Raw genomic sequence first — 12,482 nt, 5'->3', positions numbered from 1 at the left:
CCCGCCGGACTGTGTCCGGTGGGAAATGGGCTATGGCCTGGACTACTGCCAGCAATACCGCAATATACCCTATATCGGCGTGCTGAAGCCGGAAGTCTACGCGAAATAAATCCATCGCGATATCCCAAAGGAGGGACCTATTTGACGAAGCAGAATCGCATGTCCAATTTCAGCTTTATCTTTCTGGCGCTGGTCATTTTTCTGTGCATGAGCTGGCTGTGGCAGGCCAACGACCAGTCCGCCCAGCTGGAATACTCTCAGGTCCGGCAGCTGTTTTTGCAGGAGAAGGTGGAGGCATTCACCATCGACAGCGGCAGCAGGCTGACCATGACTCTGCGGGAGGAATTGAACGGCTCCGCCACCGTTCGGTATAAGCTGTATGATTTTCAGCTGTTTTACGACGATCTGAACGACCTGGTCCAGGACCAGTACGCCAAGGGCATTTTGAAGTCCTACGATTACCCGGAGCCTGCCTCCACCAACTGGCTGGAGATCATCCTTCCCTGGGTGCTGACATTGCTGGTCATGGGCGTCATGTTTTATGTTTTCGTCGTTCGTGCGCAGGGCGGCGGTATGGGAGCGGACCGCATGGCAAAGTTCGGTGCCGCCCGGACCCGAACCCTGAATGAGCAGGACAAAAAGGTGACCTTTGACGATGTGGCCGGCGCCGATGAGGAAAAGGAAGAACTTCGAGAGATCGTGGAGTTTTTGAAGGATCCCAAGAAGTATATCGCCCTGGGGGCGCGTATCCCCAAGGGCGTGCTGCTGGTGGGCCCTCCGGGCACCGGCAAGACCCTGCTTGCCAAGGCTGTGGCCGGGGAGGCGGGCGTGGGATTTCTGTCCATCTCCGGTTCCGACTTCGTGGAGCTGTATGTGGGCGTGGGCGCCAGCCGGGTCCGGGATCTGTTCGACCAGGCCAAGCGGACCGCCCCCGCCATCGTCTTTATCGATGAGATCGACGCGGTGGGCCGCCAGCGCGGCACGGGCCTGGGCGGCGGCCATGACGAGCGGGAGCAGACGCTGAACCAGCTTTTGGTGGAGATGGACGGCTTCGCCGCCAACGAGGGCGTGGTGGTGCTGGCAGCCACCAACCGGGCGGATGTACTGGACCCAGCCTTGCTGCGGCCTGGCCGCTTTGACCGGCAGATCTACGTGGGCCTGCCGGACATCAAAGGCCGGGAGGAGATCCTGAAGGTACACGCCAAGGGCAAGCCGCTGGCGGAGGACGTGGATCTAAGAAAGCTGGCCCAGGGCACGGCTGGTTTTACCGGCGCAGATCTGGAGAACCTTATCAACGAGGGCGCGCTGCTGGCGGGCCGCCAGGACCGCCCCATGATCACCATGGCAGATCTACGGGAGGCGGAGATCAAGGTTATTGCCGGCCCAGAGAAGCGGAGCCGGGTCATCCCCCAGCACGAGCGGGAGCTGACGGCCTGGCACGAGGCGGGCCACGCCGTGGTGATGCATGCGCTGCCGGACCAGGATCCTGTGAGCCGCATCACCATCGTGCCCCGGGGGCAGGCGGGCGGCATGACCATCTCCCTGCCGGAGGAGGACCGCTCCTACCTCTCCAAGCGGTATATGGAGGATCAGATCGTCGCCCTGTTGGGCGGTCGGGTCGCCGAAAAGCTGTGCCTGGGGGATATTTCCACCGGTGCCAGCAATGATATCCAGCGAGCCACCGCCATCGCCAGGAAGATGGTGGCCTGCTATGGCATGAGTGAGAGCATGGGGACTGTGGCCTTTGATTCCGGCCATGACGAGGTGTTCATTGGCCGCACCATGAGCCAGGGCCGCAGCTATTCCGAGGCCGTGGCCGCCCAGATCGACGAGGAGATCAAGACTGTGGTAGGCGCTGCCTATCAGCGGTGCGAGACCATTCTGCGGGAGCGGCGGGAAACGCTGGACACCGTGGCCCGGTATCTGCTGGAGCATGAGACCTTGGAGCGAGAGGAGTTCCTGCGGCTGGTGGACGGTGCGGCGGAGCCTGCCACGGGAGCCGGAAATTGACATATCGCACTGAGATCAGCAAGAGGGGCTGCCGGCAGGCAGCCCCTTATTTGGCTTTTTGCGGGCGATACCGCCAGAACGGCTACAAAATTTCACAAAGGATTTCGGCAAAATGACCAAATAAAATGTCTCTGATTCGAGGACAAATGTTTTACAAAAATGGAGAGCCAGTTTTGAAATGTCCATGAGAAAAGGACAAAAACGAAAAAAGCAGTGGAAAAAGTTTTGAAAACTGCGGAAAGGGGGAAATCTTTCTGTATATTATTCATCTTGCAAAGACGGACAGGAACCCATAAAATAGCTTTCATCTGGGAGACAGAAGGCTGTTTCCACTGAAATGGAGGATGAAAAGAATGAAAAAGCTCTTTGCACTTTTGCTGGCGCTGGTCATGACCCTGAGCCTGGCGGCCTGCGGCGGCGACAGCGGTTCCGAAGTCTCCGATGACGGCGCCAAGGTCATTAAGATCGGAATCTATGAGCCCTCTTCCGGCGCCAACGGCGCCGGCGGCAAGAAGGAAGTTCTGGGCATTGAGTACGCCAACTCCGTGACGCCTACCGTCACCATCGGCGGCGAGGAGTACCAGGTAGAGGTCGTGCCCGTGGACAACCAGTCCGAGAACGACAAGGGCGTTTCCGCCGCGCAGCAGCTGGTGAGCGCCGGCGTGGCCGTGGTGCTTGGCTCTTACGGCTCCGGTGTGTCCATGGCGGCGGCTCCCGTGTTTGAAGAGGCCAGCATTCCCGCCATCGGCTGCTCCTGCACCAACCCCGGCGTGACCCTGGGCAACCCCTACTACTTCCGTGTCTGCTATCTGGATCCCTTCCAGGGCAGTGTGCTGGCCAACCTGGCCAAGGACGAGTTTGACGCCAAGGTGGCCTATGTGTTCACCGAACTGGGCGACGACTACTCCGAGGGCCTGGGCGAGTATTTCAGCCAGGAGTGCGGCCGCCTGGGCATTCAGGTGGTAGCCGATAAGAACCCCGCCGGCAATACCGATATGTCCGGCTTCGTCAACGCCGCCAAGAACGCCGGCGCCGACGTGATTTTCGCGCCCACCTCTACCACCGTGGCCTCTCTGCTGATCGATCAGGCTGCCTCTGCTGGTATTCCTCTGATCGCCGGCGACACCTGGGATGACGCCGTTATCCTCCAGGCCGCCAGCAAGTCCGGTGCCGACGTGTATTTCTCCACCTTCTATGATGAAGGCGCTTCCCAGGCCGCCGCGGACTTTATGAGCGGTTTCCAGAGCTGGCTGAACGCCAACAGCGACAAGCTGTCCAACAACGGCGGCACGGATACGGTTTCCGCCGTCTCCGCTTTGGGCTATGACGCTTACATGGTGGCCATCGAGGCCATCAAGGCCGCCGACAGCACGGATTCCGCCACCATCAAGGACGCGCTGGCCAGCGTGACCTATACCGGCGTTACCGGCGACGTGAAGTTTGATGAAGAGGGCGATGTGGATAAGAACATCATCTTCATCAAGGGCGTGGATACAGACAAGGGCGAGTTCTACTCTGTGAAGGAGCAGGGCCTGAACGGCTGATCCGGCTGAAAAACAGCCTTTTGCAGGCAGCGGAGGGAAACTCCCTCCGCTGCCTCATGCGGCTATAAGGCCGCCGGCTTTCCAGGGGGCGGCGCGCGCCCCCGCCCGGTGGAAAACCGGCGCGCGTTCTAAAAGGAAGGAGAGAAGTATGCAAACATTTACCCAAACCATGCTGCCGACGCTGCTGGCGGGTATTTCCGCAGGCGGGCAGTACGCGCTGATCGCCCTGGGCTACACCATGGTCTATGGCATTCTGCGTCTGATCAACTTCGCCCACGGTGACATTTTTACCGTGGCGGGCTTCGTGATGTTTTACGCCATTACCGTTATGCCGGTGTATCTGGCGATTCCCTTTACCATCTTTGTAACAGTGCTGCTGGGCTTCACAGTGGAGCGCCTGGCCTATAAGCCTCTGCGCTCTGCCCCCCGGATGTCCGTGATGATCTCCGCCATCGGCGTCAGCTATCTGCTGCAGAATCTGATGTGGTATATCACCGGCGGCCAGCCGCAGCAGTATCCTGTCATTCCCTGGATCAGCGACAAGGTGGTGATCCTGGGCCAGGAGACCAAGCGGGTCACCGTCATCACACCGATTTTGACGGTGGTGCTGATCCTGATCTTGCTGCTGCTGATCAAGCGGACGAAGATCGGCCTTGCCATGCGGGCCGCTTCCCGGGATTTTGAGACGGCACGGCTCATGGGCGTGAAGATCAACGGCGTCATTTCCATGACCTTCGTCATCGGTTCGTTCCTGGCGGCGGTGGGATCCTTCCTGTTTTTCAGCAATTATTCCACAGTCAGCCCCACCGTGGGCACCATGCCGGGCCTGAAAGCCTTCGTGGCCGCCGTGTTCGGCGGCATCGGCTCCATCCCCGGCGCTGTGGTGGGCGGCTTCATCATCGGCATTTGCGAGAACATCATCCGGGCCCTTGGCTATTCTACCTTCAGCGACGCCTTCACCTTCGCGCTGCTGATCCTGGTGCTGTGCCTGAAGCCCACCGGCCTCTTTGGAGAGAAGCTGGAGGAGAAGGTATGATGAAAACAAAGAACAACAGCGCCAAGACCCTGCTGATGGGACTTGTGGTCATTGCCGTTCTGGCGGTGCTGTCCGTGGGCGCGGAAGCCATTGCCAACAGTGCCAGCAGCCTTTCCATTATGCTGGCGGTGCTGAAAAAAGCCACTGTGTACGCGCTGCTGGCGGTGTCCATGAACCTGTTGAACGGATTTACAGGCCTGTTCTCTCTGGGACAGGCGGGCTTCATGCTGGTGGGCGCATACACCTATGCCATCCTGACCATTCCTGCGGCCAAGCGCGCCGGCGTGTATCAGTATTATGACGGCGGCGTCGTCAAGTTCTCCATCCCGGAAGTTTTTTCCGGCGTTTTGGGCGAGAGCATCGGCCCTGTGGTGGGCATGGTGCTGACCCTGGTGATCTGCGGCCTTCTGGCGGCGTTTTTCGGCTGGCTGATCGGCCTGCCGGTGCTGCGGCTGAAAAGCGACTATCTTGCCATCGCGACCCTGGGCTTTGCGGAGATCATGCGGACGTTCATCCAGTTTGAGGGCTTCGCACCTCTGACCAACGGCTCCAACACCCTGCGGCAGTATACCACTTTCAAGCACCTGTATCCTTATGTCATTGTAGTGGGGATCTGCATTTTGATCCTGGTGCTTTTGATCAACAGCACCTACGGCCGCGCCTTCAAGGCCATTCGGGACGATGAGATCGCCGCCGAGGCCATGGGCATCAACCTGGCAAAGCACAAGATGATGAGTTTTGTCATCAGCTCTTTCTTCGCTGGCGTGGGCGGCGGCCTGATGGCGATGTATATGAGCAGCGTCCAGGCAAAGGGCTTTACCTCCGCCATGACCTATGAGATCCTGCTGATGGTGGTCATCGGCGGCATCGGCTCTATCAGTGGCAGCATCATTGCGTCCTTCCTGTTTATTGGATGCAGCGAGTGGTGGCTGCGGTTCCTGGACGATCCTGCCAACAACATCGGCGGATTGAGCCTGCTGGCTCCCGGCTTCCGCATGGTCGTGTTCTCTGTGTTCATCATGATCGTGGTGCTGTTTTTCCGCCGCGGCCTGATGGGCGACAAGGAGTTTCCGGATCTGTTCCGGCGGGGAAAGCGCCAAAAGAAGGGGGCGGCCGGTAAATGAGTGAGAATATGCTGAAAATCGAAAACGTCACCATGCAGTTCGGCGGCGTGGTGGCTGTGGACAATTTGAACCTGGAGATCAACAAGGGCGAGATCGTGGCCCTCATCGGCCCCAACGGCGCTGGCAAGACCACCGCATTCAATGTGGTAACCGGCGTGTATCAACCCACAAATGGCCGTGTATCCTTTTTGGGAAAAACCATCGTCCGCAACCACCCGCAGGGCAAAATGAAGAAGATCTACAAGGGGGAGCATCCGGAGCTGTACACCGGCAAATACAAGCTGGAGAGGCTGCCGGGAGAGGGTGACGAGGCCCTGGCCAAGCGCCGTGAGGCAGAAAAGGAGCGGGATCCTAATGTGTTCACCAGCCATGTGCTGGCCCCGACCCCGGACAAGATCACTAAGCTGGGCATGGCCCGCACCTTCCAGAACATCCGCCTGTGGAAGTCCCAGACGGTGTTCGACAACGTGCTGATCGCCAAGCACTGCCGCACCACCAGCAATGTGTTCTCGGCGACCTTCCGCATGAACCGGAAGGAGGAGGCGGCCCAGCGGGAGGAGGTCGCGCGCCTGCTGGAGATCGTGGAGCTGGACGACGTGAAGGACGAGCTGGCCACCAGCCTGCCCTACGGCAAGCAGCGGCGGCTGGAGATCGCCCGGGCCTTGGCGGCGGAGCCGAAGCTGCTGCTGCTGGACGAGCCGGCGGCGGGCATGAACCCCCAGGAGACCGACGAGCTGACCGCTTTCATCGGCCAGATCCGGGACCAATTCGATCTCACCGTGTTCCTCATCGAGCACCACATGGATCTGGTCATGGACATCTCCGACCGCATCTACGTCCTGGACTTCGGCAAGCTGATCGCCCAGGGGACCCCGGCGGAGATCCAAAACAATCAGCGTGTCATTGACGCATATTTGGGGGTGGCCGACGATGCTTAAAATTGAAAACCTCCATGTGGCCTACGGCGGTATCCAGGCCCTGCGGGGCATTTCTCTGGAGGTGCCCGACGGCAAGATCGTGACCCTGATCGGCGCCAACGGTGCGGGCAAGTCCACGACTCTGCGGACCATCACCGGTCTGGTGAAGGCCCAGTCCGGCTCCATCCAGTGGAACGGCGCGGAGCTGCTGGGCAAGCCCATTGACCGGATCATCAGCGCCGGTATCGCCATGAGTCCCGAGGGGCGCCGGGTGTTCCCGGACATGACGGTGCTGGAAAATCTGAAGATCGGCGCCTACCTCCGCAAGGACAAGGCGGAGATCGAAAAGGATATCCGGTGGGTCTACAGTCTGTTTCCCCGGCTGGAGGAGCGGTCCTGGCAGCTGGCGGGGACTCTGTCCGGCGGCGAGCAGCAGATGCTGGCCGTGGGCCGGGCGCTGATGTCCCGCCCCAAGCTGATGATGCTGGATGAGCCGTCCTTGGGCCTGGCGCCCCTGGTGGTGCAGGACATTTTCAAGATCATTCAGGAGATCAACCGCCAGGGGGTGACGGTGCTGCTGATCGAGCAGAACGCCAACATGGCCCTGAAGATCGCGGACCTGGCCTACGTGCTGGAGACCGGCAACATCACCATGAGCGGCACTGGCGCGGAGCTGTTGGCGGATGAGCGGGTCAAGGAAGCATATCTGGGCAAGCACAACTGAGCAAACGGCGGGGAGCAAGCGTTCCCCGCCGTTTTTGAGAAATGCCGCCGGTGACATCGTCAATACGTTTCCTGCGCGCCGCAGGCGCGGCGGCGCGGTGCGCCGCAAAAAAACGTTTCAAAGATTTTTATCAGGAAACAGGATTATCCGAAATCGTGGCGGGGCGCGGTATCAAAGCCCCGCTGGGCTACCAGCGCTTCGATCTCCTCAATGCAGTCGAAGTCGGAAGTGTCCTTCCGCAGGCAAGCGGCGATCTGCTCCAGAGTTCGATAGTCCTCGTTTTCTTGCTCCTGCAGCACATTGGCCCAAAAGGCCCGGTCCGGGGCCGGCGGGCAGCGGAACGAGACGCTGATCCGCTCCCGTTCCATCCATTTTGCCAGAGCCTGCAATAGAAGAAGTTGGTTATCCATAGGAAAGCCTCCTGAAAAAACCAGCAGTGCTGGTCAATTTAACCCTTATTATTACATAAAATAGCCTCAATGACAAGCACAACAGGTCAAAAGAGGCGCTTATGTATAAGACGAAAGCTCGAGATGGAAAATTGAATCTCTGTGGGACGAAAGTAGCCAAGCTACGGCTTGCCATGGTGCCCAAGTGTTCGCAGAAGAGCTTGGCGGACAAATTGCAGCTGCAAGGACTGGATTTCAGTAAGAATACAGTTCAATGCATTGAAAGCGGCAACCGCTTTGTAACGGACATTGAGCTGAAAGCGATTGCACAGGTGTTTGGCGTGACAACGGATGCGCTGCTGTCAGACCAATAGGCAGTGAGACAGTGTTATAGGACGCGAGAGATCTCAGATCTCCCGCGTTTTTTGAACCCTTCTTTCAAAAAGATCCGTTTGAACAAATAGACGCACTATAAAACATCCAAGAAGAAGGAAACGACGGTTATGGCCGCCGCCCTGCTGGCGGCGCTGCCCCTGTCCGGCTTCGGCGTCCGGCTGAACGTGATGGCGTTCATGTTCTGAAACAAGCTGAAAGAGGACCAGACACGTTCTGGTCCTCTTTTTTTGCGCGATTTTTCAAATCCGCGCATGAAAGCGGAAAAACCAGAAATCCTATTGGACGAGCGCAAATCATTTCGACCCTGAAAAGGAGTGAGCCTGTTTGAAAACTGGGATCCATAACACCTCCGAGATCGGACGGCTGAAAAAGGTGATGCTGCACCGGCCGGGCATGGAGCTGGAAAATCTGATGCCGGAGTATCTGGAGCGGCTGCTGTTTGATGACATCCCCTATCTGCGGGAGGCCCAGCGGGAGCACGACGCCTTTGCCGAGTGCCTCCGCGGCCAGGGCGTGGAGGTGGTCTATCTCACCGATCTGGTGGTAAATTCCCTGACCAGCGGCGAGGTGCGAAACGACCTCATCCGCCAGTTTCTGGAGGAATCCGGCGTGCAGGATGCCCGGACCCGGGAGATTCTGACGGACTTTCTGGGCAGGATGCCGGACAGGGAGATGGTCTCCACCATGATGGCCGGCGTCCGCAAGGACCAGCTTCGGATACAGAGCGGCAGACTGGGTGACCATCTTTCCGCCGTGGAGGACGGTTATCCCTTCGCCATCGACCCTATGCCCAACCTCTACTTTACGAGAGATCCCTTTGCCACCATCGGCACCGGCGTTTCCATCCATAAGATGCACACCGCGACCCGGAACCGGGAGACGCTGTTCGGTAAATTCATTTTTGAGCACAATCCGGAATATATGCATGCACCCCGCTGGTATGACCGGGGCGAGGCCAGCTCGCTGGAGGGCGGCGATATCCTGGTGCTCTCTCCGGAGGTGCTGGCGGTGGGCATCTCCCAGCGGACGCGGGAGGACTCCATCGATACCCTGGCAGAAGCGGTGCTGAACGGCCCGACGGGCTTCCAAAAGGTGCTGGCCTTCAACATTCCCAAGACCCGCTCCTTCATGCATCTGGACACGGTGTTCACCATGGTGGACCGGGACAAATTTACCGTTCACCCCAATATCCTCTCCAGCATCACGGTGTTCGTCATGGAGCTGGATGAGAATCGGAAGATGAAGATCCGCCAGGAGGATGGGCGGCTGGAGGATATTTTGAAGGAGCACCTGCATTTGGACAAGGTGACTTTGATTCCCTGCGGACAGGGCAGCGAGATCGACGCCGCCCGGGAGCAGTGGAGCGACGGCAGCAACACCCTGGCCATTGGCCCCGGTGAGGTGGTGGTATACTCCCGGAACTATGTCACCAACCGCTCATTGGAAGAGGCAGGCATCCGCATCCACACCATCCCCAGCGCGGAACTGAGCCGGGGCCGGGGCGGACCGAGGTGCATGAGCATGCCATTGTGGAGGGAAACGCCCTAGGAGGGGAGCAGGCTCCCCTCCTAACTACCCCACCACCAGTGATATCGGTCACTGGTGTGTTTGCCCCAAGGGCAAACAGATCGGGGAATTTTCGCCACGTACACGCCGCGGCGAAAATGATTTCAGTTGCTTCTTTTGCTGCTGCGAAAGGAAGAGAGAGGACCCGTGACTGCGCGGGAAGAAATGGGATGCTGGATAAGGATCAAGGGATAAGCGATATTCCGTCCATCCGGGTATTTCTTATCGCACTCCCAATCTAATTTGTAATTGAATGAAGAGGAGAACTGAACTATGGCAGTGAATTTGAAGGGCCGGAGCTTTTTGACGTTGCAGGACTTTACTCCCGCTGAGATCCGCTATCTGCTGGACCTGGGCCACGACCTGAAGGCCAAGCGCCGGGCGGGCATCTGTGAGCCTACCATGAAGGGCAAGCACATCGTGCTGCTGTTTGAAAAGACCTCCACCCGTACCCGCTGCTCCTTTGAGGTGGCGGCGACCCAGGAAGGCGCCCATGTTACCTACCTGGACGCGGGCAGCTCCCAGATGGGCAAAAAGGAATCTCTGGAGGATTCCGCCAAGGTCCTGGGCCGCTTTTTCGACGGCATCGAGTACCGGGGCTACGACCAGAAATGCGTGGAGGACCTGGCCAAGTACTCCGGTGTTCCCGTGTGGAACGGCCTCACCGACGCAGACCACCCGACCCAGATCCTGGCGGACATGATGACCATCGAGGAGCATTGTCACAAGCCCCTGAACCAGATCAAGGTGGTGTTCCCCGGCGATGTGCGGAACAACATGTGTTATGCGTGGATGATCGGCGCGGCCAAAATGGGAATGCATTTCGTGGGCTTGGGACCGGAAAAGCTGGCGAAGGAAATGGACCCGGAGATCGTGAAAACCACCTTCGCCACCGCCCGGGAGACCGGTGCGCTTATCGAGATCACCGACAGCCTGAAGGATCTGAAGGACGCCGACGTCATCTACGGCGACATCTGGGCCTCCATGGGCGAGGAAGCGCTGATCCCCGAGCGGGCGGAGCTGCTGTCTCCCTACCGGGTCACGGAGGAGACGCTGAAAGCCACCGGCAACCCCAATGTGCTGTATATGCACTGCCTGCCCTCCTTCCACGACTTTGAGACGAAGCTTGCCAAGGAGTGGAAGGAAAAGGGCGTGGACATCCGGGAGGTCACCGACGAGGTGTTCCGCTCCAAGCACTCTGTGGTGTTTGACGAGGCGGAGAACCGGATGCACTCCATCAAGGCCGTGCTGGTGGCCACCATCGGGAAGTAATGAGGAATTGGAGATCAGGAATGAGATGAAGAATAAAAGATCAGAGATATCCGGTCAACAGAATATCTCTGATCGCTTCACTCTCTGAAAGAGGTGTTGCGTTTTGAACAAGGCCAAATTTCATATGCCCACGGCCTATACCATCCTGTTCCTGCTGATCGTGCTGGTGGCCATCGCCACCTGGCTGATCCCGGCGGGGGCCTATGACTATGTGGAGGGCGTGCCCCAGGCAGGCACCTACCATGCTGTGGAACCGTCGCCTCAGGGCGTGGGCGCTGTGCTGAAGGCAGCGTTCAGCGGCTTTTACGACGCGGTGGACGTGTGCGTGTTCATCCTGATGGTGGGCGGCTTTCTGGGCGTGGTGATGAAGACCGGCGCGGTGGACGCCGGCGTGGCCGCGATCATCCAGCGGCTGGGCGGCAGAGAGAAGTGGCTCATCCCCATCCTGATGCTGCTCTTCGGCCTGGGCGGCACCACCTACGGCATGTGGGAGGAGACCATGGCCTTCTATCCCCTGCTGATCCCCGTGTTTCTGGCGGCGGGCTATGACGCGGTGGTGGGCATCGCCGTGATCCTGCTGGGAGCCGGAGCCGGCGTCATCAGCTCCACGGTGAACCCCTTTGCCACCGGCATCGCGGCGGGCTTCGCCGGGGTGTCCCTGGGAGAGGGCATTCTGCTGCGAGTGGTCCAGTGGGTCGTGTTCGAGGCCGCCGCCATCTGGTTCGTGATGGCGTATGCCGCCAAGGTGAAGAAAAATCCCTCCAAGTCCGTGGTGGGTGTGGGCGGCGGCAATATCAAGGTGTCCATGGACGAGGCCGTACCCTTCACGCCCAAACGGAAAGTCATCATGGCTCTGTTCACCCTGGCCTTTCTCATCATGGTGTACGGCGTCATCCCCTTTGACGAAATGGGCCTGCCCCTGCCGGTGCTGGGCTGGTGGTTCCCGGAGCTGAGCGCTCTGTTTCTGGTGTTCGGCGTGGTCATCGGCCTTATTGACGGCCAGCGGGAGAGCGAGATCGCCGAGACCTTCGTGGCAGGCTGCGCGGACCTGCTGGGCGTCGCCCTCATCATCGGCATCAGCCGGGGGATCACTGTGCTGATGAACGACGGCCGCATCACCGACACGGTGCTCCACTGGGGCGAGGACGCCCTGGCGGGAGCGGGGCCGGTCAGCTTTGTGCTGCTGGTGTATCTCATTTATCTGCCGCTCACCATCCTGATCCCCTCTTCCTCAGGGCTGGCCACGCTGTCGGTACCCATCATGGCGCCTCTGGGCCGGTTCGCGGGAGTGGGGGGAGACCTGGTGGTCACCGCCTTCCAGTCCGCCAGCGGTCTGGTGAACATCATCACGCCCACGGCGGCGGTGGTGATGGGCGCCCTGGCCCTGGGCCATGTGCCCTATGACAAATGGGTCAAATTCGTCTGGAAGCTGATTTTATACTTCCTGCTGCTGACCCTGGCCTTTTTGGCCGCCGGCGTGGCGCTGGGATAAGAACGCGGACGC

General features: G+C 59.4%; 11 protein-coding genes and 1 pseudogene. 11 read left to right on the top strand and 1 reads right to left on the bottom strand.

What is annotated here, in order from left to right:
• Positions 1-25: 25 nt before the first annotated feature.
• From Q0Z69_RS16815 to Q0Z69_RS00910, 7 genes and pseudogenes are all read left to right on the top strand, one after another.
• A pseudogene (locus tag Q0Z69_RS16815) lies at positions 26-109 on the top strand (hypoxanthine phosphoribosyltransferase); the annotation flags it as partial.
• 32 nt (positions 110-141) lie between these two features.
• Positions 142-2,010 (top strand): ATP-dependent zinc metalloprotease FtsH, encoded by a 1,869-nt coding sequence (gene ftsH / locus Q0Z69_RS00935; protein ID WP_298028891.1) that lies wholly within the window; start codon positions 142-144, stop codon positions 2,008-2,010.
• A 353-nt stretch (positions 2,011-2,363) separates the two neighbouring features.
• Complete coding sequence (locus Q0Z69_RS00930; RefSeq protein ID WP_298028889.1) at positions 2,364-3,554, top strand: ABC transporter substrate-binding protein; 1,191 nt, start codon at positions 2,364-2,366, stop codon at positions 3,552-3,554.
• 148 nt (positions 3,555-3,702) lie between these two features.
• Positions 3,703-4,590: a branched-chain amino acid ABC transporter permease gene (locus tag Q0Z69_RS00925; protein ID WP_298028886.1), complete on the top strand. Its 888-nt coding sequence runs from the start codon at positions 3,703-3,705 to the stop codon at positions 4,588-4,590.
• Positions 4,587-5,714, top strand: a complete 1,128-nt coding sequence (locus Q0Z69_RS00920) for a branched-chain amino acid ABC transporter permease (RefSeq protein ID WP_298028884.1) — start codon at positions 4,587-4,589, stop codon at positions 5,712-5,714. Before Q0Z69_RS00925 ends, Q0Z69_RS00920 begins: the two co-directional genes overlap by 4 nt.
• Positions 5,711-6,652: an ABC transporter ATP-binding protein gene (locus Q0Z69_RS00915; protein ID WP_298028882.1), complete on the top strand. Its 942-nt coding sequence runs from the start codon at positions 5,711-5,713 to the stop codon at positions 6,650-6,652. The genes Q0Z69_RS00920 and Q0Z69_RS00915 overlap by 4 nt, the downstream gene beginning before the upstream one ends.
• Positions 6,645-7,355, top strand: coding sequence for an ABC transporter ATP-binding protein (locus tag Q0Z69_RS00910; RefSeq protein ID WP_298028880.1), 711 nt, complete (start codon positions 6,645-6,647; stop codon positions 7,353-7,355). Before Q0Z69_RS00915 ends, Q0Z69_RS00910 begins: the two co-directional genes overlap by 8 nt.
• Positions 7,356-7,498: 143 nt before the next feature.
• Here the strand turns inward: Q0Z69_RS00910 and Q0Z69_RS00905 are convergent, their stop codons facing one another.
• Positions 7,499-7,765 carry a hypothetical protein gene (locus tag Q0Z69_RS00905; protein WP_298028878.1) on the bottom strand — a complete coding sequence of 89 codons (267 nt, stop codon included), beginning with the start codon at positions 7,763-7,765 and terminating at the stop codon, positions 7,499-7,501.
• Between the two features lie 101 nt (positions 7,766-7,866).
• Here Q0Z69_RS00905 and Q0Z69_RS00900 point away from each other — a divergent pair, with 101 nt between their 5' ends.
• The 4 genes from Q0Z69_RS00900 (at position 7,867) to Q0Z69_RS00885 (ending at position 12,470) form a co-directional block, all read left to right on the top strand.
• Positions 7,867-8,118: a helix-turn-helix domain-containing protein gene (locus tag Q0Z69_RS00900; protein WP_298028876.1), complete on the top strand. Its 252-nt coding sequence runs from the start codon at positions 7,867-7,869 to the stop codon at positions 8,116-8,118.
• Between the two features lie 346 nt (positions 8,119-8,464).
• The gene (arcA, locus tag Q0Z69_RS00895) at positions 8,465-9,688 is read left to right on the top strand and encodes an arginine deiminase (protein ID WP_298028874.1); all 1,224 of its coding nucleotides are present in this window, start codon (positions 8,465-8,467) and stop codon (positions 9,686-9,688) included.
• 291 nt (positions 9,689-9,979) lie between these two features.
• Positions 9,980-10,978, top strand: a complete 999-nt coding sequence (argF, locus tag Q0Z69_RS00890) for an ornithine carbamoyltransferase (RefSeq protein ID WP_298028872.1) — start codon at positions 9,980-9,982, stop codon at positions 10,976-10,978.
• A 103-nt stretch (positions 10,979-11,081) separates the two neighbouring features.
• A complete protein-coding gene (locus Q0Z69_RS00885; protein WP_298028868.1) occupies positions 11,082-12,470 on the top strand; it encodes a YfcC family protein in 1,389 nt (462 codons plus the stop codon).
• Positions 12,471-12,482: the final 12 nt, after the last annotated feature.

The sequence above is a fragment of the uncultured Dysosmobacter sp. genome (genome assembly GCF_947631165.1).
Lineage (GTDB): Bacteria > Bacillota > Clostridia > Oscillospirales > Oscillospiraceae > Oscillibacter.
The sequence above is the reverse complement of the archived record's forward strand: the minus strand, read 5'-3'. Positions and strand labels throughout refer to the sequence as shown.